Here is a 19,431-nt window from a genome sequence, read left to right on the forward strand (position 1 = left end):
AACTCCTGATTGTTCGCCGCTTCCTTGGCCAGCGCCACGGCCATAGTGATCGCATCAGGGGCACTCACACACAACGGCATGGTGCCGCCGGCCGCCACAAATCGTATGGCTCGCTGGCCCACCGCGAGGTGGGATACCTGCTTCGCGTCGCACAGGTCATCCGAGATGACCAAGCCTTCGTAGCCCAGCTGTTCACGCAACAACCCGGTGATGACCTTGTCTGAAAAAGGTGCATCGGTCTTCGCATCGATGCGGGTGTAGCGTGCATTTGAAATCATCACCCAAGCGATCTCCTGCGAAATCGATTCTTTGAAGGGTTCAAGGTCCGGGGAATCGACACCGGTCACGGTATCGGTGACGGAACTGGAGGTGTCGGTATTCGCGCTCACCCTTCCCAGCCCGGGGAAGTGTTTAACCACCGGCTGGATGCCCTTGGCTTCCAGCGCCTGATTCACCATTAGCACGGCGTCGGACACCTGCTGGGCATTATCAGCATATTGGCGGCCGAAGTAGCCGATCGGCGCATTCTCCGTGCCGATGCTGGTTGGAACCACATCGGCCACCGGTGCCAAGTTGACGTTGATCCCGGCGTCGGCAAGTTCATCGCCAACCAGCGTGATCTGGGATTCGAGTTTCTCCTGGGACCAGGTGCCCTGCGTCAGCGCGGTGGGCAACTGGGTGAATCCCGGTCCTTGAAGCACCCTGACAAAGCCGCCTTCTTGGTCCGTCGCAACCCACACCGGCAGCTTTTCCGGGAGATTCTTCTCCAATTTGTCGGTAATATCTTCAACCTTGTCCGCGGTTTGGGCTACCGAAAGCGAAGAGCGCCCGCGCAAAAAGATGTTGGAGATTCCTTGTTTTTGCAACGCGGCGATCTCAGCACTGCTCGCCCCGGTGGCGGGAACACCGGCCATCACCAGGCTTGCGGCTTGCTCTTGGACATTCATCCGGGCAACCAGGCCCGCGGCCCGATCCCGCAACTCTGAACCGTTGCTGGACGTGGGTTCTGGGGTAGCTTCGGTTTCCTGGGCCGGGCTTTCGCTGGGAACTAGTTCCGAGCCGGAAGCCGACGGGCTCACACCGGACGTCGAGCTAGTCGGCTCCGCGGTGGACGCAGTGTCGGGTGCCGAGGTTTGCCCGTCCGATCCAGCGCTGCTGCACCCGCTCACCACCAGAAGGGAAAGCAAACCCAGGGCAACAAACCGGTGTGTACGAGGTGTCATGGGACCATTCTTTCACTCGATCCTGCATGGAAACATGGTGCCGCCCAACCAGCAGTTCAGGCTCGCGCGAGCGGCAGCTCATCCCACTCGGTGGTGTAGCGCTGGGAGATATGCTCGCGCTTCATCGACCACGAAGGACTCTGCGCAATGCCCGCACGCCCCAACCCAATTGCTTTGGACCCGAATCTGGCCGAGATATCCTGCACCACGTCCGAGACGTTCACCGGATCGGCATTTTCCGTGTGCTCACCCTGGCCAAAAAGATCCAACTGCTGCTCGCCCGGGGTATCGCTGAGCCCGGAGAGGATCACTCCGCCCCTGACGTAATCCACTCCGGGTATCATCAATTCGTTCATGGCCGCCACCGCGATGCGAGTGAGCATGATGGGGTCTCGTGTGGGCGACGGTAAGCGCACCTGGGTGCTGGGAAAGGATGCCTGCCCGTTGGCGAATCGGCTTGTTCCCGCCGTCACCGTTAACAGTGAGGCGTAGCGTCCCTCCTTGGCCAAACGCCCAGCCGCTTTTTGCGCATAGATGGACATGACTTCTTCCATGGATTCACGGGTCCGCACCGGGGTTGAGAACGAGCGGGTGAACATGACTTGTCCCTTGTCGCTGCGTTCTTCAACCGGGCCGATGCAACGCTGCCCGTTGAGTTCAAATACAGTACGTTGCAGCACCACCGAGAATTTTCGGCGGATCAGCAGCGGGTCGGCCGCTTCAAGATCAGCAATGGAAACAATGCCCATGCCAGCTAGTTTGGCCCCGGTTTTACGTCCGACACCCCAAACATCCGTAGCCGGAACCAATGATTTGATCCGCTCGAGGACTTGCGGATCCATCAGATCCTGGACACAGACCCCGCCGAGGTTCGTGTTGTGTTTGGCGACGTGGTTAGCGAACTTCGCCAGCGTTTTGGTTGAGGAGACTCCCACACACACCGGCACCCCGATCAGCCGGTCTATTGCCGCACGGATCTGCGCCGCGGTGCTGCGCACCTGCTCCAAGGTGCCTTCCAACCCGACAAAAGATTCGTCGATTGAATACACCTCGTGCCAGGTCCCGTAACGGCCCAGAAGTTCCATGACCCGCGCGGACATATCTCCGTACAGCTCGTAATTGCTTGAGCGCACGGCGAGATCGTGGCTGCGCATGTAACGCTGCACCTTGAAGAACGGTTCACCGGTGCCAATGCCGAGTTCCTTGGCTTCCTGAGAGCGGGCGACCACACAGCCGTCGTTGTTGGAGAGCACCACCACTGGACGGTTGATCAACGAACGATCAAAAACCCTCTCGCAGGAAACGTAAAAATTATTCACGTCCACCAGCGCAACGTGGTCACCGGACATGGTGAATGCACCTCGTGACCACACCAAACACACTGACCTCATCGCCTTCGGTCAGCACCACCGGCAGCGGCGATTCATCGCACAACAATCCCACCCGCTGGCCGTCGATCTGCCATCGGCGTACCAGCAATTGGCCGTTGAGCGTCAGGATCACCACCGAATTGTGACGCACCGGGACGGAGCGATCCACGATGATTTCATCCCCGTCATAGATCCCGGCAGACTGCATCGAATCACCACCCACCCGCATGATGAAGGTGGAGACCCGGTCCTTGACCAGCAGTCGATTCAGATCAAAACCACCGTCGAAATAATCCCTGGCAGGCGAGGGGAAACCCATGGCGGAGACCGCCTGCACCGGCCCTTGACTGGCTGTTTCGGGCACAAATGGGTCTGCATCTACCACCGCTGCCTCACCTACTTCAAAACATCCCACGGAAGATTTATTCGGATATACTTTCGAACAATTGAGATTGTACCCTGTTTTGCAGATACAGCGCTGGTGGTTCCGGCGAAGGTCAATGTGGCTCCGCCGCCAGCCTGCGCCTAGGCTGGGGTCATGTGGCTCAAGCGGCCTTCAACACGTCCAATCAAGGAGTAGCGTGAAAGTTTTGTTGATCAGTTGCGGAGATGTGGCAACCGAAGCGGGGTTGCGATTCGCCGCGCTGGGACATCATGTGACCGGATGGCGCCGGAACAGTTCCAAACTTCCCGCCACGCTACACGGGGAAGATGTTGATCTTCAGGATCAGCGGCCTTGGCCACGAATTGACCCGGACACCGAGGTTGTTCTCCTCACCCCGGTGCCTTCCAGCCGCGATGTCCCGGGCTACGAGCGCGCTTACCTGCAGGTTGCGCGGAGGCTGGTTCACGCACTTCAGGAGCAGGCGCCCAATCTCAAACGTCTTGTGTACGTTTCCTCCACCGCGGTATCCGGCGGGGATCACGGGGAATGGATCGATGAGTCGACACCGGCTGAGCCAAACCGCGAAACCTCCCAAATTCTTGCCCTCACCGAGCAAGAGTTCTTGGGTTCCGGACTGCCGGTGACGATATTGCGTGCGTCGGGTATTTACGGCCCCGGGCGCAACCACCTGATCACCCAGGTACGCAATGGCACCGCGCGTTTGCCCGTTGGGTCGCACTGGACCAACCGCATCCACCGCGACGACCTAGCTCAGGCAATCGTCCACGTGGCCAGCATGGGCGAACGCGCCGATGAGCTGTACATGGTGACCGACAATGAGCCGGCCCAGCTGGAGGACATCTTCGCTTTCCTGTCCGCGCAGCTGGATCTGCCAGTTCCCCCGCAAGCCGCCGAACCGTCGACTCGTCGCGCCGCGGACCGCAGGGTCAAGAATTCCAAACTGCTCTCCACGGGATTCGCCTTAGAATTTCCCGGCTACCGCGAAGGCTATCGTTCGGTGCTGGCCGAAGAGTCCATCCGCCACCGCTAAACTCACCACAAACAACAAACCGGCCTGATTGCTCGCGGATGCGTGCATTCGGGCCGGTTTGCCTTTTGGTGTTTCGGGTATGTCTTAGAAGGGTTTAGAAACCCTTGCGCAGCGGGTTGAAATGACGCGCAATGGCCGGGGTATTCTGGCCGGTAATCTGCGCCGCCAAGATCTTTCCGGTCAGTGGCCCGAGGGCCACACCCCACATGCCATGCCCGCCGCCTACCGAAACGCGTGGCGACGAAGTATGTCCGACCAGGGGAAGTCCGTCGGCGGTGCAGGGGCGCCCGCCAACCCATTCCTCTTTGCGGTTCTCCCATTTGATCCCCCGGTAGACCGGGGTGGCCGCGGCGACAATCGCTTCGATACGCTTCGGTTCCAGCTTGTGGTTGACGTCGCGGAACTCCATAGTGCCGGCCACGCGGAAGCGATCGCCCAGAGGTGTGCAGGCAACACGCTGGGTTGGGAAGTAGATGGGATGGGTCGGCATATGCTCCGGCTCAACGGTGAACGAATACCCGCGACCGGCCTGCACCACGACCTTCACCCCGAATTTGGCCGCCAAGTCGGTCATCCAGGCCCCCGTAGCCAACACCACATGATCTGCGGTAATTGCACGTCCTTCGGAACCGATGACGGTGACCGAACCCCCGTGATCGCGCACGTCGGTGACGTTAAACGCGCCGATGATGTCTCCACCGCGGGCAATCACCGATTCAGCGAGGGAAGCCATGAACTTCGGTGGGTTCAAATAACGTTGCCCCTTGACGGCGACACCTGCCACAACGTTCTCGGACAGGGTGGGTTCGATAGCTCGAAGCTGGTCGCCAGTCAGAGTTTCAAAATCGACATGGCCGCCGGTCTTGTGGATCATTTCAAACTCGTGAAGCAAGGCATCGCGGTCCTTCATGGACACGAACCCAGTCAAAAACGGCTCCGCTGGCTTGGTCAGCTCTCGGGTGCCGGGGCCCTTTTCGGTGTCTTGAGCAATCTCGTCAAAAGCATCCAGGCCGCTCGTCCCGATTTCAGAGAAGATGCGCATGGCCTCTTCCCACTTCTTCGGGGTTGAATGCCAAGCGAAACCGAGCAGGAAGCGCAGCAGTTTAGTGTCGGCCTTCAGCGGAATATACAGGGGCGAGGCTGGATCCAGCATCATTTTTAGACCATTGGAAAAGATCGATGGCTCGGCAATCGGCAGGGTCAGGGCGGGAGTCAGCCAGCCAGCATTTCCCCATGACGACCCGGAAGCCACACCTCCGCGATCCACGACGGTGACTTTAACGCCAGCTTCCTGCAGGTACCAAGCAGTCGACAAACCAACAAATCCCGCACCGACAACAACCACATGCTCAGGAACAGCCGCACCCATGATCCACACTCCTCTAGTCACAGCCCCTCCGCACAGGGCCGTTGCAACTCACTCTCGTCTGAAATTGGCCGAAAATCAACGGGGTCTGAGGATTCCACGGTGATCGCAGACACACACTGATGTGATCTGAATTTTTTGCGGAGATCAACAATGAGTACCGTATTTATTACGGTTTGCATCGCATAGTTGAATAGATTCCCTCACCCTCATCGGTCAAAGCCCTGTGGTCGGGTTGAAGGATTCGATGTCTAAGTAGACTGGAGGGGAATCATCTTTCCTGCCTAGTTAAGGAAAACCAGCAAACTTATGGCATCACGTAAACCAGCCAAGAAAAAGCAGTCACAGGGTCATCCCGCACGCCGCGAAGGCGCAAGCTCGGTTCCTTTCGAGTCTGAAGTGCGCCAGGAACTGCAACCGTTCAAATCCCAGCTCTTCCGTCATTTCCAGGAAGAAGGCCAACCGGCCAGCGAGACCCGGGCAGCAGTAGAAGGCCTCACGACGCTGCTCACGGTTCATGCTCAGCTGCGCAAGACCGTTGACGTCAAAACCCTGGATCCAGAGGTGCTCGGCGAACAGCTGGGGCATCTGTCGTCATTAGGCAAAGAAGTGGCCGAGGCCAGTGCGGCGATCCTCAAGCACTACCTCACCTTCCTCGGCACCACTGCCAACTTCGGCGGAAGCGTGGATGACTTCAAGCAGACCTTTGAGTTCCTCTCCCGGATGGCCGGAGATTCTCCGATCGTCGTGCCTTTCCTGGAGGACGACGAGGCCAATGCCGAGCTGGAATCCATGCCTTTTGTTTTTGCCGCTCGCGAACTGGTCAACTGGGTCGGGGAAGGCAAACCAACCTCACCGTCCGGTGTTCTCACCGGCGAAACACTGCAAGATGCGGCCTCCGCATTGGGCCTGATCGTTACCGTTGACGAGACGGCCGAGCCAGCCGAGACCGGCTCGGTCCAGTGGGAGCCTGCGGACGGCAGCACGGTGGGCGGCCTGGCTGAGATCCCACGCTTATCGGCCTATTGGGATGCGCTGATTGGCACCGCAATGCTTCGCTATCAGGCACCGAACGCCATGCCGACCGAATCCTTGGCGCAGGCACTGCAGGGCGCTTCCGGCCCCGGCTCACGGCTGGTCAAGGAACTCATTGCAGAGGTGCTCTTCTCCCACGTGCTGATCAACACGCTGGATACGCCAGGCAAGTCGACCATCGCAGAAATGACTGCCGGGGTCTTGAGCAATGCAGCGTCAAGCACACCGCCGCGCACCGAATTCGCATTGCAGGTGCCAACAACCGATGATCTGCCAGAAGAACAGCATCACCTGATCGCCAGCCTTGAGGTAGTGATCCCGCAGGTGGAAAGCTTGCTGCGCAGCTTCCAACGCGAAGGGCTGGTTGTCATCGAAGACGAGATCACCGTACCGGTAGTTCTCCGATCAGCATTGGAGCGTGCACTGACCAAGGTCTCGGATCATGTCCTCGGGACCGATTCGACCGGCGAAGGTCCAACGACCGCGCGGTAATACTTTTCTGCGGGACCCAAAAGCATCGGGAGTGCAACGCGACGTTGCACTCCCGATGTTTTTTGTTCTCAGCCCGTCCCGCTGGCTAGATGCTGCGGGTAGCCAGTTCGCTGTCGTGACGTGGCAGGCGATCAAACCAAGGGTTCTCTCCCGGCTTGCCAACGTTAACAATCAAGAACGACTTCTGGTTGTTCTCGGCGTTGATAGCCTGATCAACAGCCTTCGAATCGAAACCGCCCATCGGTCCGGCGGCCAATCCAACAGCTCGCACGGCCATGATGAAGTAACCAGCCTGGAGCCAGGCGTTGTTGTTGCCCACGGCGGTACGCACCTCGGCGTTCTCGAACATCGCCTTGCGCTCCGGCGCATGCGGGAAGAAGTTCTCGAATTCTTCATGCCATTCGGTGTCGAAGGACAGCACAGCCAGTGCCGGGGCGGTAAGCGCCTTCTGAGCATTGGTGCCGGACATGGTTCCAGCGATCGTCTGACGCGCTTCTTCGGACTTGACCCAGGTAATACGTAGCGGCTGATTGTTCATCAGCGTGGGGCCCATCTTCATCGTTTCGTAGATTGCGTCAAGAGTTTCATCTGACACTGGTTCGTCGCTGAAGGAGTTCGCGCTGCGGGCTTCGAAGAAGAGCTGATCCGCGGACGCCGGATCGATGGTGAGCGCTTCGTAGACGTTTGATTCAGTCTGGACAGTCATGGGGGCTCGCTTTCGCAATGTTCACGGATTCTTGGAATCAGGATATAGAGATTCCGCGCCGCCCTCGCGATTTTGTGAACACTGTCACGAGAAAATTCCTGGGGATTAAGTTATAAAAGGTACGTTACGTCACTTGCGAACAACGGCGTGCGATGGGGGCACAACGCCGATGAAAGATCGTTCGCTCAGTAACGCAACGTACCTTTTAATCACCCTTGGTCCTTGATGATGCCACTCGCAAAACACCACCAAGTACCTAACCGGTGATCGGTCTTCACCGATACGTATATAACTTATCGCGTCTGCAAGAATTGCGAAATCATACTTAAGTAGGAGGGTAGGGCTCAGAACGGGATACTGGCCGTCAAAATCCAGTGGCCATTGCGCTCTGCGGTCTTAAAACGACCACCGAACGCTTTCATCCGGTCCTCCATACCAATCAGTCCACTGCCACCCACCGGAAGTGAATGGTTTTCAGAGCTTGATTCCGGCATCTGATTAGTAATTTTGAGCCGAGCTTCGGAGCCCTGAACAGCCAAGGAAATGGTGCATTCACCGCCTGGCAAAGCATGCTTAATGACGTTGGTTGTCGCTTCTTGCATCACCCGATACAGCGCAGTCTGCGCAGAGCGCGGAAGATCAGAAATTTTTTCCTCGGTGTGCGATGACACAACAAAATTTGCTTCCCGCAGGCGCTGAGAGAAGAGTTCAACTCCTTGAACTGCGTAAACCGTCGTCGCGGCGGGCTTATCCCCTGTACTGAACGCCGGGTCCGCCATGGTTCCGTCTGTTCTCAATACGTTGAGCATCAGGCGCAAGTCGTGCAATGTCTCGGTACTGAGCTTGGCGATTACGTCAATAGCGTCCAACGCCATCTGCCCGTCGTTGGCAAATTTTGCGGCCTTGGACTGCATGGCAACCACGGTGATGTCGTGAGCCACGATGTCATGCAGATCCCGCGCGATATTTTTGCGTTCCGCTTCGATCGCCTGACGAGCGTTAGCGTCCGCGGCCCTCATTGCCTTGATTGCCTTTGCGTTTCGCTCTCGCAATAGAAAAATACTGCGGGTCAACGCGTAGGACAACGCCGCCAGCGGGGCAAGAAAGAGGATCAAGATCGCATCAGCACCTGCACGAATGATGAATTGAAGCATCCACCCAACCAGCAATGTCAGATACCAGACCCTGACGTGACGCGATTTGGCCGTCGCAGCAAGCGCCGAAAAGATTACAACTGAAAAAACCATCCAGAAAAGCAACTGACCGTTGCCGAAGAAAAAGAACGCAGATGCAATATAAATGCCAAGCGAAGCACCAACCCAACGGCGCCCGATAACCAAGGCAATACACAAAGTGACACCAGCCAGCGCCCCACGTATAGATTTCGCAGTTGAGTCAATAACCCCGTCTTGCAGGATCGTAACAATTTCAGTCGCTGAGATAGCCAACAACGTGGCTGTACCCGCCCAAACAATGACACCCCGACCATCAAACTGCTTGGTCAGGGTGTCTTTAAGCCGTGCTTTCATACGCCGATACTTCACTGGGTTAACACTGAAGTCAAGCGGACAGCTCTACTAGCAGGAGATGCCGTAGTGCTTGCAGAACCAGTTCGACAGGTCAGTTCCCCAGCCAGCAGGAGTAGCAACGGCGCCGCCGCCAATTACTGTCGAGCCACTGTCGGCGGAGGCCGGAGCTGCAACAGCAGTGATCGGCGCAAGTACCAACGCTGCAACGGCGAGCATCTTCAAAGCTTTCATAACACACCCCATGTTTGAGTAATCTTATATAGTTCGAGTGGGCAGTCCGGAGTTGGTCTGCAGTATCTTTCTAAGGAAACTGATGGAACCGATTAAAGTGCTCATCGTTGACGACGAGCCTCTTATCCGAAGTGCTTTGGGCACAATCCTAGCAACGGATCAGAGAATTGTAACGCTTCAATCCGTAGATAATGGGTTAAAAGCAGTTGAATTCTGCCAAGACAATGCTGTTGACGTTGTTTTGATGGATTTGCAGATGCCGATCATGGACGGTGTTGAGGCCACCCGCGAAATCAAGTCAGCGCAAAACAGCCCTGCCATTCTCGCCATCACAGCGTTCTCTTCCGATGACTATCTTGTTCCGGTTCTCGCCGCTGGCGCGGGTGGATACCTCGTCAAAGACACCGAACCAGCTGAGATCATCAGCGCCATCCATGCGGTCTACAACGGAACGGCGGCCATTTCTCCATCCGTATCTTCAGACCTGGTTTCGGCAATTCAGTCGGCCTACCGCGACACCCGCCAGGAAGTCAGGGATTTGATTGAAGACCTCGGGATCACCGCGCGCGAGGTCGAAATTCTCAAACTTTTGGCGAACGGCCTTAATAACACCGAAATCAGTCGAACCCTGAAGATTTCCGAAGCCACCGTAAAAACACACATGGCCAAAATTTTTGCAAAACTAGAGGTTCGCGACCGGGTACAGGCACTTGTAGCCGCGACACGTATGGGACTTATTGAGATTCCTCGCGACCAATAGACGGTCCTGCTGGACGTGAGTTGAACCTCTTTGTGGACGTTCACGAAGGATGCCGGGAATAGATTCGCGCCGAATACGTTGAACATGAGCATAGACCACTCAAGTTTCTACTAGGAGGCTCACTTGCCAGCATTCTTCGGCTCTCCCGACAACGGCTCGTTCGAGGAATTTCTCTCCCGGTTCCTTTCCTCGCGCGCACAAGCTGCCCGGCCGATTGACATCACCCGGTTGCTTTCGGCGCGTACCCACGAGGCAGTCAACACCGCCGCGTCCATCTCGCATGAACACGGCCACGACGAAATCGACTCATTGCACCTGCTTGTTGCGCTGTTGCGCACCGAGCCAATCAATTCTCATCTCGAAGCCATGGGCACGGACGTCGAGTCGCTAGCTAAGGACGCGATCGCTCATCTGCCCCAGCGCCATGAGCAAAAGGAAAAGCCAACCCGGCTTTCATCTGCCGCCCAGCGCAGCCTCTTCGATGCCTACCAGGTCGCTCGCAACTACGGATCCACCTATATCGACCCGGATCACCTGTTCCTCGCGTTTGTGTTCAACCCGGAGTCCCCGGTCAGCAACCTGCTGGCCCAGCATGGGATTACCGGGCAGTCGCTGCAACAGGCAGCCATGGAACAGGTCCAGCGTGCCCAATCAGGACAGAACCAAGACTCGGAAGAGTCCGAGGTCTCCATGTTGGAGCGCTACGGCACCGACCTGACCGCGCTGGCCGCCGACGGGCAGATTGATCCGGTGATCGGCCGCGACGACGAACTAGCCCAGGTCATCGAGATCCTGGCCCGGCGGACCAAAAACAACCCGGTGCTCATCGGTGAAGCCGGTGTGGGCAAAACCGCCATCGCCGAAGGTTTGGCGCGAGCCATCGTGGCCGACGAAGTCCCGGAACAGATCCGCGGCGCCCACCTGATTTCCATCGACCTGCCCGGCATGCTTGCCGGGACCCGCTACCGCGGCGACTTCGAGCAGCGCTTGACCGGCTTGTTGGAGGAAGTCGCGGACGCCGAAGGCCAGGCAATCGTGTTCATCGATGAAATGCACCTGCTGGTCGGCGCGGGCTCGGGCGAATCGGGCAATATGGATGCCGCGAACATCCTCAAGCCGCGACTTGCCCGCGGCGAGCTGCACCTGATCGGCGCCACCACGTTGGACGAGTTCCGCAAGGTGGAGAAAGACTCCGCCCTGGCCCGCCGTTTCGGCAAGGTCACCGTGGAAGAGCCCTCTGAAGAGGTCGCACTGGCGATCCTTGAAGGGTTGCGCGAATCCTACGAGGACCACCACCAGGTGCAGTACACCCCGGAAGCACTCAAGGCCGCGGTGAGCCTGTCGGCTCGCTACCTGACCGACCGCCGGCTGCCCGACAAGGCGATCGACCTGATCGATATTGCCGGAGCGCGCCGTTCGATCGCCGCCGGTGACACCGAAGACGTGCAGGGGCTGCGCGCCGAACTGGTCGAGGCCGAACGGGATAAGGCCCGCGCGGTGGGCGAGGAGCGTTTTGAGGATGCCAGCGCCTGGCGCGATCACATCACCGCGCTGGGTGAACGAATTGCCAGCGCGGAAGCCGCCGGCGATGCAGGTGTCACCCGTGTGGTGGACGAAACCCAGATCTCTGAGGTGATCGCACGCTCCACGGGCATCCCGACCTCCCGAATCTCCGGGGATGACAAGGCCCGCCTGTCAACGCTGGAAGAGTCGTTGCATCATTCGGTGATCGGGCAGTCCCAGGCCGTGACCGCGGTCGCCCGCGCGGTGCGCCGCAACCGCACGGGCCTGTCCCCCGCAGCGCGTCCCATCGGGTCCTTCCTGTTCCTGGGTCCGACCGGCGTGGGCAAAACCGAGCTGGCCAAGGCACTGGCGACCAACCTGTTCGGCTCAGCCGACGCGATGATCCGTGTGGACATGAGCGAATACGGCGAGAAGCACACCGTGGCGCGCCTGATCGGAGCCCCTCCGGGCTACATCGGCCATGACCAGCCCGGTCAGCTGACCGAAAAGGTACGCCGCAACCCGTATTCGGTGATCCTGCTCGACGAAATCGAAAAGGCCCACCCGGACGTCTTCAACGTGCTGCTGCAGGTACTCGACGACGGTCGGCTCACCGATTCGTCCGGGCGCACCGTGGACTTCTCCAACACGTTGATCCTGATGACCAGCAACTTAGGTGGCGAATACTTGGCCAACAAGGCCGGCAACTTCGGTTTCACGTCGTCCAGCGCGACCAGTGAATCCGCGGAGATCAAGGCCAAGGTGATGAGCAAGGTCCGCGAGTTCATGCGTCCGGAGTTCCTGAACCGGCTGGACGAGGTCTTGCTGTTCAGCAAGCTGAGCCAGTCGGAGATCGGCCAGATCGTGAAGCTCGTGTTGGCCGAAACCTGCGAGCGCCTGAGCGAGCAGGAGCTTGGCCTTGAGGTGAGCGATGCCGCCGTGGCGTGGCTTGCGGATGAGGGATACGACCCCGAGTTCGGCGCCCGCCCGCTGCGCCGTCTGGTGCAGCGCAAGGTCCAGGACGCGATTGCCGACCTGTTGATCAGCGACGAGGTCAGCGCCGGGGACACCATCGCGGTGGACTACGCCGACGGCCAGCTCAAGGTGGCCAAGCAGGTGGCGCCGAGCCTTCCGCCTGCTAGCGAAGAAAAGGTAATGGATTTCTTCGGCAGCTAGCCTGCATCCCCCTCAGCGAAGGGCGGTTCGCGCAACCATACGTGGTTGGGCGCACCGCCCTTCGTGCTGTTCGGCGACCACCGCTGGCGCTTGACCCTACCCAAGTCCCCTGTCCCCCGGTAGGTTGGTACCCATGGCAACTATTGGCATGATCACCCTCGATACCCTGGACGAGCAAGCGGCAGCAGCCTGGTGGCGGTTGGTGCTGCATGGTGAATACGCGGGCCAGTATCCCGGCTTCACCATGCTCACGGTCCCCGGATTCCCCGCCCGTCTGGGTTTCCAGCAGGTCGCGGAGGTGACTGCCGGGAAAAACCGGGTGCACCTGGACCTTGAAGCCAAGGCCGATCGGGCCGCGGAAGTTGAAGAACTCATCGCCGCCGGGGCCACCCTGGTTGAAGAACATATCGATGACCCGGACTTCGGCTGGAGCGTGCTGCGCGACCCATTCGGCATCGTTTTCTGCCTGTCGGATCCCCACGGGGACTAGCTAGGCCTGGTTGCCGCTCCGCTCGCGATGCCCCGCCCTGTGCACCCGCAATAAACACCTATTCTGTCGCCCACGTTCCATAGGATGGTCTTAATACCTACCCTTGGAGCGTGTTTTGCGACCTCAACTTCTTGCTGCTACCGCCATTGCCACCCTGCTGCTGGCCGGATGCAGCGCCGCCGACAGCCAGAAAAGCACTGCTGCCACTGCGCCGCCTGCCTCATCCACCTCCTCGCCGAGCAACGAGGCCACAACGTCTGCGGGTCCAGAAGCAGTTGCTGAATCTGCGTCAGCAAGCCCCTCGGCCCCGGTGGTGAATTCCGGGCAAGCCTGGGCTGATGCAAAAATCCAAATGTGGGTGGATAACTCCGGAATCAAATCCACGGCAGGATTTTTGTATCCTTATAGTCTCATGACCTCCTGGGACTCGCCCGAGGACGGAGTTATCGATATCAAGCTCTCGAACGACATTGTGTTCAATCGCGATTCAGCCCAGGAATCTTACGAGGGTCCCAAAGATGAGTTGGGTTTTATGGGCCGCATCATGTTTGACAGCATCGGAGAAGCTTCTCCGGAGTTGGAGACGGTAACTTTTTCGACGGAAGACGGGAAGTACTCCGGCAGTTACTCGCGCGGTCGAACCGGAGCAGATCCCTCCAACAGACAAGCTTGGGCCGACGAAAAGTACGCTCAGTGGCTCAACAGCATGAATGATACCTACGAATCCTTCTGCGGAACCCCCATCACTTCGCTAAAGGTCTATAGGTCGTGTATCCCCAACGACCCGCATGCCTATGTTGACACGGTTGAGTCTCCGGCGAAGGGGGAACTGGTAGTTTCCATTGCCGACGGCCCTTGGATGGGCGACGACTACGACATTCCCGCCTCCCGCTTCGTCTCAAGCAATATGCTCATCAGGATCAATGAAAAGGCTGTTGGCGAAGGAAAAGTCGACAAACTCACCGTCATCGCAAGGAATGGTGAGGATACCGCTGTGGAAATGCCACGCGATCTGGCGCAATGACCTCGTTAAGCACCGTTGCCAGGCTCGCCTTTCTGAAGCAACTAGTCTTGAATACATGAGCCACGAACTACAGATCCCTTTCGGTGACACCTCACTTAGCGCACTGCTGGACCGCGCAGAAAACCCTACGGCGCTGTTGATCCTGGCCCATGGCTCAGGCGCTGGCAAGGACCACCCATTTATGACCGGGTACGCCCAAGCTGTTGCGGCCTTGCGGATCAGCGTCCTGCGTTTCAACTTCCCCTATATGGATGCCGGCAAGAAGTTCCCGGACAAGGCGCCGACCGCCGTGGCGGTGTGGAATCAGGTGCAGGCTTGGGCCGGTGAACACCTTGCGGAGAATCTGCCGGTCTTCAGCGCCGGCAAATCCTTCGGCGGGCGGATGGCCTCCCTGGCCGTTGCCGAAGGCATGAAAACGTCGGGACTGATTTTCCTTGGTTATCCGCTGCACGCGCCCAAGAAGGAAGACAAACCTCGAGATGCGCACCTGTACCCGTTGCAGCTGTCGATGCTCTTTCTCCAGGGCACCCGCGATCCCTTTGCCAATGTGCAACTCATGGCGGACGTTGCGGACAAACTGAACCAGCACACCGAGCTGGTCTTCTTCGACGGCGGCAATCATTCGTTTAAGGCGGCCCGCTCAGGCCGCAGCGTGGAAGAAGACGGAGCGCTCTTGGCGGAGGCGACCGCAGGTTTTATCAACCGCACGGTGGCTAACACCTAGCGCTGCCCGGTGCGCGGACATGCTCATGAAACCCACAGGAGAAAAGCGGAGAACAACCCGGCCCCCACTCGTTGGATACAATAACAAGTCATCCAACGAGGAGAGTCATGACACGAGGTGCACCGCAGGAGAATTCCCGCGCAGGCCCGGCCCACGGTGTTCGGCAATCGTTGATCATCATGGGTACCGACGGCGCGGGAAAAACCACCCTGGCCAAAGCGCTTGTTGAGGATCTTCGGCGCAACGGCTTCAGCGCGCAATTCGCCGCGAACGTTTCCGGGCGGCGTTGGCTCACCCAGCGCGCGCGGTCGTGGGGCATCAGTTTCCCCACCTTCACCCAAGACTTTATCGAAATGGCCATCCGCACCGTCAACGTAGCGCTCAATACGCGACGCGCAAACACGCTGGACGGACTGACCGTCATGGACCGGCACCTGTACTGCCAACTAGTCTTGCGCAGCGTGCGTGGTCAGCCGTTGGGTTTGCTCTTGCCCTGGCTGGCTCACCGAGCCATCGGCAGTTCGCTGGTGGTTGTCCTCGACGTCGACCCGCAAACCGCCTTTGATCGAATTTCCTCACGCGAGGACGATTTTGAAACCTTGGAGTACCTGCAGGCAAGCCGGAAGGAATACCTGCGGCTCGCGGCGGCCAACGGCTGGGTCGTTTTGGACGGTTCCCGGCCCCCGCACCAACTCCTGGCCGACCTGCGTTCGCTGACCGGTTACCCGGTGTCACGCCCTATCCTCACCGCCAGGGAAGCCGCCGGGACAAACCAGCGGTAGACGTGAGCAGAGCGCCGTCCCGCAGTTCTCAGGTTTGCGCTTCCAAGAACTTGTAGACCTCGGTTTCATCCACCCCGGGGAACGCCCCGGTAGGCATGGCGGCCAGCAGGTGCGTGTTCGCCCTGGTAGCCGGCCAGGCGTTGCCGAACCATGTACTGGAGAGGTCTGCCGGTGGGCGGCGGCAGCAGTTCTCGTCCGGGCACTTCGACTGGCAACGTTCCTTGGTATCGCGGCCGCGGAACCATTTCACATGCTCGAACGGCACCCCGATAGACAAGGAATACATGCCCGACGAGTGCCGCTCGGTACGCGCCGTGCACCAGTAGGTGCCATTGATGGTGTCGGTGAACTGCTCGAAAGAACGGAACTTGTCCGCGACGTCGAAAACCACCCGGCTGGTCCAGTACCGGCAGATGCTCTGTCCTTCGATCGCCCCGGTATGGTCAGCGGGGAAATTCACCCCGTCGTTCTCATAGGCTTTGTGCAGGATCCCGGATTCGTGAACCTTCTGGAAGTGACAGGTAATCCCCAGATGCTCGGTAGCCAAATTCGTGAAGCGGTGCGCGGCGGATTCATAAGACACCGCAAAGGCATCACGAATATCCTCCACGGCCAGCGTGCGCTCCTTTTTGGCACGCTGCAGGAACGCCGTGGTTTCCTTCTCCGGCATCATCAGCGACGCGGCAAAGTAGTTGGTGGCCACACGCTGCGAGAGGAAGTCCGCATAGTCCACCGGGGTTTGATGTCCCAGCACGTAGTGGCCCAGCGCCTGCAACAATACCGAACGCGGGTCATGGTCAGCTCGGGCCGCCGCCTGGGTCAGGTAGATCCTGCGATTTTTCAGGTCGGTGACCGAGCGGGTGGAATGCGGAAGGTTGCCAACGTACCGCAGGCTGAAACCGAGGTATTCGGCGATATCCGCCGCACGATGGTGCGAGAGCGGGCCGCCGGTATGACCCGAAGCCTTGAGAATCCGTTCGGCTTCTTGCTCGATCTCTTGGTAGTAGTTGTTGCGCTGGCGCATTTCCTCACGCAGCTGGGTATTGGCCCGGCGGGCTTCTTCCGGGGTGGCGGCCTGCTCGTCCAAGCGGTGTTCCAGTTCGCGCTGCAACCCTACGAGGGATTCAAGCACGTCCATGGGCAAACGGCTTGAAATCCGCACCTTCGGCAGCCCCAGGGAATCATACAGCGGTCCACGCTGGGCACGTTCCAACTCGATTTCAAGCGCCGCCCGGCGTGAGGGCGGTTCGGCCCCCAAAAGGTCATCCACACTCACTTCCAAGGCCGAGGCGAGGGAAGAAAGCAGCGACAGCTTCGGTTCACGTTTGCCGTTTTCCACCATCGACAGATGGCTCGGCGCGGTATTCACCAACGCGCAGATGTCGTCAAGGGTCAGCCCCTTTTCCTTACGCAGGTAGCGGATGCGGCGGCCCAGCGCGATCACGTCTAGTTCAGAGTTCGTCCCGGCACCCGCGCCGGAGCCCTCTAACCGAGCTTCACGATTCCATGTGGTAGCAGTCACATCACAAGACTAGAGGAAGAAGTTGGAAACTTTCCAGTAGAATCCGCCAGATTTCCCTCAAAACACCGCGCTTCGTGGTGCCTGAGGCGAATTATGCCCAAACTTATTTCCACTACGCCGGGAACGTCCAACGCCAGTGATTCACGGCGGAACCGCGTGAACTCAGGAGCCAAGGATTCTCAACTAGGATTCCTGGTGCTGGCAGCTGGATTGAGGCACACCGCCGATCAGTGTGCCGAAGACCTTGATATCACCTAGCCGCTCGGGCTCCACCTCGAACGGGTCATCACCCAAGACCGCGAAATCAGCCCATTTGCCCGCCTCCAGCGAACCGACCTCATGATCCATTTTGAGCATATACGCGGCACCCAGGGTCACCGCATGCAACGCTTCATAAACCTCGATCCGCTCAAACTCGCCGAGCACCCGCCCCGACGGGGTCAACCGGGTGACCGCGTGTTTCATGCTCTGCAGCGGGTTCAGCTCGGTCACCGGAGCATCGCAATGCAAGGAGATCTCAACTCCCGCACGCAACGCCGAGCGCGCCGCGTTCATCCGCGACGCCCGGTCGATCCCGAGGATCCGCTGGGCATGCTGGTCACCCCAGAACCAGAGATGATTGGCGAAAATGTTCGCGCAAGCCCCCAACGCCGCCGCCCTGCGGTACTGCGCCTGGGTAGTCAGCTGCGAATGGGTGATGGTGTGCCGGTGATCGGGCCGCGGATACCGGGTCAACACCCTCTCCAACGTATTCAGGAACAGCTCGCTGGCCTCATCCCCGTTGCAATGCACATGTATCAGCAACCCAGCTCGGTGAAAGGCGCTGAAAGCCTCCTCGAACTCCTCCGGGCTGATGTTCCAGATCCCGTTCTCACGCACAGTGAAGTAGCCAGGTTCCTGAAGCCGGGCGGTAAAACCCTGAATCGAGCCGTCGAGTATCAGCTTCACATGCCCGAAACGCAGTTTGTCATGACCCAACTCCCGGATCTGGGCCAGCCGCTGCGCCGCCTGCTCCAGCAGCGGTCCGTCCCCCAGTCCCATGCCGAACTGGAACACACTCAAACGCACCGGAAAGTGTTCATCCACGGTGTCCGCGTAGTCGCGCCTCCCCTGTTCGCTGAGCGGGCGCATGCTGCCCAAGTCGGTAATTGTGGTCACCCCGTGGTTGACCGCGTCTTGAGCGAAATTGCGAAGGCTGGATTCGGAAAGCTCCAGCAGTCCCGGGCCGAAAAGTTCTTGCACCAAACCCAGTGCCGCGAATTCACGCAGCTCGCCGGTAGGGGTGCCGTCCTCAAATTTTTCAACCCCCTCAACCTGCGTGGAGGCATCAATACCCGCCCGGCGCAGCGCCAGGCTGTTCACCACCGACACATGGCCGTTGGCGTGGGTAATCTGCACCGGCCGCTGTGTGGAAACCGAGTCCAAATCCCGAGCAAGAATCCGGGTGTCCGGGAAATAAATATTATCCAGCCCCCACGCCTTCAGCGGTTCGCCGGGGGCCAGGTTCGCCTCGGCCTCTCGCAATCGCTCCAAAATCGCCGCGGCATCCGGGCATCCGGGCCAGAGTTTCCCCGCCGGATCCGTCCGGTCGAAATAACCGACATACAACGCCGAATCCCACATTCCACCGGATCCCGCATGCGCGTGGGCTTCGACAAATCCAGGAACGATCACCTTATCCAGACAACGCTCGTCCACCACGCAATCGGAATACTCGAGCAATTCGTTCAGGCTTCCCACCGCTCGAATGCGCCCATCCCTGACGGCCACCGCCTGAGCCTGCGGCCGCGCCGGATCCATGGTGTGAACCATACGTGCAGGGTAAATGACGGTCCGGCTGCTCATGGGTTTACCCCATTCCTGTGGAGATAAGCCCGCGGTCATCCAACGGGCCTGACGTGACAGGAGTCTAACGAGCCGCCGGCCGTTTATCGACGGGTTCGAGGTTGTTGGCAGCTTTGGACAGCCGAATCCCGAAAACGCCGCGCGGCCAACCGGTGACATCGTGGCCCTTTGAGGTCCGTCCCGACGAGTTGCCTTTCGGAAGTTCTCCACTTTTTCC

Annotated in this window: 16 protein-coding genes and 1 pseudogene; 8 read left to right on the forward strand and 9 right to left on the reverse strand. The window is 59.0% G+C overall.

Going from position 1 to position 19,431, the window contains the following annotated elements; genetic code table 11:
- Positions 1-14: 14 nt before the first annotated feature.
- The 3 genes and pseudogenes from ACIOWL_RS11180 to ACIOWL_RS11190 form a co-directional block, all read right to left on the reverse strand.
- A pseudogene (locus ACIOWL_RS11180) lies at positions 15-1,223 on the reverse strand (glycoside hydrolase family 3 N-terminal domain-containing protein); the annotation flags it as partial.
- Positions 1,224-1,279: 56 nt separating this feature from the next.
- On the reverse strand, positions 1,280-2,572 hold the full coding sequence (locus tag ACIOWL_RS11185; protein ID WP_400384763.1) for a Y-family DNA polymerase: 1,293 nt from the start codon (positions 2,570-2,572) through the stop codon (positions 1,280-1,282).
- Positions 2,562-3,008, reverse strand: a complete 447-nt coding sequence (locus tag ACIOWL_RS11190) for a LexA family protein (protein ID WP_400384765.1) — start codon at positions 3,006-3,008, stop codon at positions 2,562-2,564. Before ACIOWL_RS11190 ends, ACIOWL_RS11185 begins: the two co-directional genes overlap by 11 nt.
- A 166-nt stretch (positions 3,009-3,174) precedes the next feature.
- Here ACIOWL_RS11190 and ACIOWL_RS11195 point away from each other — a divergent pair, with 166 nt between their 5' ends.
- Entirely contained in the window at positions 3,175-4,029 is an 855-nt protein-coding gene (locus ACIOWL_RS11195; protein WP_400384767.1) for an SDR family oxidoreductase, read from the forward strand.
- Between the two features lie 94 nt (positions 4,030-4,123).
- On the opposite strand, the gene ACIOWL_RS11200 is transcribed toward ACIOWL_RS11195, so the two are convergent.
- The gene (locus tag ACIOWL_RS11200; RefSeq protein WP_400384769.1) at positions 4,124-5,398 is read right to left on the reverse strand and encodes an NAD(P)/FAD-dependent oxidoreductase; all 1,275 of its coding nucleotides are present in this window, start codon (positions 5,396-5,398) and stop codon (positions 4,124-4,126) included.
- 306 nt (positions 5,399-5,704) lie between these two features.
- Here ACIOWL_RS11200 and ACIOWL_RS11205 point away from each other — a divergent pair, with 306 nt between their 5' ends.
- Positions 5,705-6,922, forward strand: a complete 1,218-nt coding sequence (locus ACIOWL_RS11205; protein WP_400384771.1) for a hypothetical protein — start codon at positions 5,705-5,707, stop codon at positions 6,920-6,922.
- An 85-nt stretch (positions 6,923-7,007) separates the two neighbouring features.
- Here ACIOWL_RS11205 and ACIOWL_RS11210 read toward each other — a convergent pair whose 3' ends face one another.
- From ACIOWL_RS11210 to ACIOWL_RS11220, 3 genes are all read right to left on the reverse strand, one after another.
- Complete coding sequence (locus ACIOWL_RS11210; protein WP_400384772.1) at positions 7,008-7,628, reverse strand: malonic semialdehyde reductase; 621 nt, start codon at positions 7,626-7,628, stop codon at positions 7,008-7,010.
- A 344-nt stretch (positions 7,629-7,972) separates the two neighbouring features.
- Positions 7,973-9,157 (reverse strand): sensor histidine kinase, encoded by a 1,185-nt coding sequence (locus tag ACIOWL_RS11215; protein ID WP_400384774.1) that lies wholly within the window; start codon positions 9,155-9,157, stop codon positions 7,973-7,975.
- A 48-nt stretch (positions 9,158-9,205) separates the two neighbouring features.
- Complete coding sequence (locus tag ACIOWL_RS11220; protein WP_400384776.1) at positions 9,206-9,388, reverse strand: hypothetical protein; 183 nt, start codon at positions 9,386-9,388, stop codon at positions 9,206-9,208.
- A gap of 82 nt (positions 9,389-9,470) precedes the next feature.
- On the opposite strand from ACIOWL_RS11220, the gene ACIOWL_RS11225 reads away from it, so the two are divergent.
- From ACIOWL_RS11225 to ACIOWL_RS11250, 6 genes are all read left to right on the forward strand, one after another.
- Positions 9,471-10,148: a response regulator gene (locus tag ACIOWL_RS11225; protein ID WP_400384778.1), complete on the forward strand. Its 678-nt coding sequence runs from the start codon at positions 9,471-9,473 to the stop codon at positions 10,146-10,148.
- A gap of 123 nt (positions 10,149-10,271) precedes the next feature.
- Positions 10,272-12,827 carry an ATP-dependent Clp protease ATP-binding subunit gene (locus ACIOWL_RS11230; RefSeq protein WP_400384780.1) on the forward strand — a complete coding sequence of 852 codons (2,556 nt, stop codon included), beginning with the start codon at positions 10,272-10,274 and terminating at the stop codon, positions 12,825-12,827.
- Positions 12,828-12,960: 133 nt separating this feature from the next.
- Complete coding sequence (locus ACIOWL_RS11235; RefSeq protein WP_400384782.1) at positions 12,961-13,317, forward strand: VOC family protein; 357 nt, start codon at positions 12,961-12,963, stop codon at positions 13,315-13,317.
- A 103-nt stretch (positions 13,318-13,420) separates the two neighbouring features.
- A complete protein-coding gene (locus ACIOWL_RS11240; RefSeq protein WP_400384784.1) occupies positions 13,421-14,341 on the forward strand; it encodes a hypothetical protein in 921 nt (306 codons plus the stop codon).
- A gap of 55 nt (positions 14,342-14,396) precedes the next feature.
- The gene (locus ACIOWL_RS11245) at positions 14,397-15,065 is read left to right on the forward strand and encodes an alpha/beta family hydrolase (RefSeq protein ID WP_400384786.1); all 669 of its coding nucleotides are present in this window, start codon (positions 14,397-14,399) and stop codon (positions 15,063-15,065) included.
- A 107-nt stretch (positions 15,066-15,172) separates the two neighbouring features.
- A complete protein-coding gene (locus ACIOWL_RS11250) occupies positions 15,173-15,847 on the forward strand; it encodes an AAA family ATPase (protein ID WP_400384788.1) in 675 nt (224 codons plus the stop codon).
- 28 nt (positions 15,848-15,875) lie between these two features.
- Here the strand turns inward: ACIOWL_RS11250 and ACIOWL_RS11255 are convergent, their stop codons facing one another.
- Positions 15,876-17,369 (reverse strand): helix-turn-helix domain-containing protein, encoded by a 1,494-nt coding sequence (locus ACIOWL_RS11255; protein WP_400384790.1) that lies wholly within the window; start codon positions 17,367-17,369, stop codon positions 15,876-15,878.
- A gap of 183 nt (positions 17,370-17,552) precedes the next feature.
- A complete protein-coding gene (locus ACIOWL_RS11260) occupies positions 17,553-19,214 on the reverse strand; it encodes an amidohydrolase (RefSeq protein ID WP_400384792.1) in 1,662 nt (553 codons plus the stop codon).
- Positions 19,215-19,431 lie beyond the last annotated feature (217 nt).

It is taken from the genome of Glutamicibacter sp. NPDC087344 (assembly GCF_044744225.1).
Classification (GTDB): Bacteria; Actinomycetota; Actinomycetes; order Actinomycetales; family Micrococcaceae; genus Glutamicibacter.

What these genes read in the sequence shown, in the direction of transcription:
- ACIOWL_RS11225 (WP_400384778.1), top strand. Translation starts at nt 9,471, where the DNA reads ATGGAACCGATTAAAGTGCTCATCGTTGACGACGAGCCTCTTATCCGA.
- ACIOWL_RS11210 (WP_400384772.1), bottom strand. Translation starts at nt 7,628, where the DNA reads ATGACTGTCCAGACTGAATCAAACGTCTACGAAGCGCTCACCATCGAT.
- ACIOWL_RS11220 (WP_400384776.1), bottom strand. Translation starts at nt 9,388, where the DNA reads ATGAAAGCTTTGAAGATGCTCGCCGTTGCAGCGTTGGTACTTGCGCCG.
- ACIOWL_RS11260 (WP_400384792.1), bottom strand. Translation starts at nt 19,214, where the DNA reads ATGAGCAGCCGGACCGTCATTTACCCTGCACGTATGGTTCACACCATG.
- ACIOWL_RS11235 (WP_400384782.1), top strand. Translation starts at nt 12,961, where the DNA reads ATGGCAACTATTGGCATGATCACCCTCGATACCCTGGACGAGCAAGCG.
- ACIOWL_RS11185 (WP_400384763.1), bottom strand. Translation starts at nt 2,572, where the DNA reads ATGTCCGGTGACCACGTTGCGCTGGTGGACGTGAATAATTTTTACGTT.
- ACIOWL_RS11205 (WP_400384771.1), top strand. Translation starts at nt 5,705, where the DNA reads ATGGCATCACGTAAACCAGCCAAGAAAAAGCAGTCACAGGGTCATCCC.
- ACIOWL_RS11250 (WP_400384788.1), top strand. Translation starts at nt 15,173, where the DNA reads ATGACACGAGGTGCACCGCAGGAGAATTCCCGCGCAGGCCCGGCCCAC.
- ACIOWL_RS11215 (WP_400384774.1), bottom strand. Translation starts at nt 9,157, where the DNA reads ATGAAAGCACGGCTTAAAGACACCCTGACCAAGCAGTTTGATGGTCGG.
- ACIOWL_RS11245 (WP_400384786.1), top strand. Translation starts at nt 14,397, where the DNA reads ATGAGCCACGAACTACAGATCCCTTTCGGTGACACCTCACTTAGCGCA.
- ACIOWL_RS11200 (WP_400384769.1), bottom strand. Translation starts at nt 5,398, where the DNA reads ATGGGTGCGGCTGTTCCTGAGCATGTGGTTGTTGTCGGTGCGGGATTT.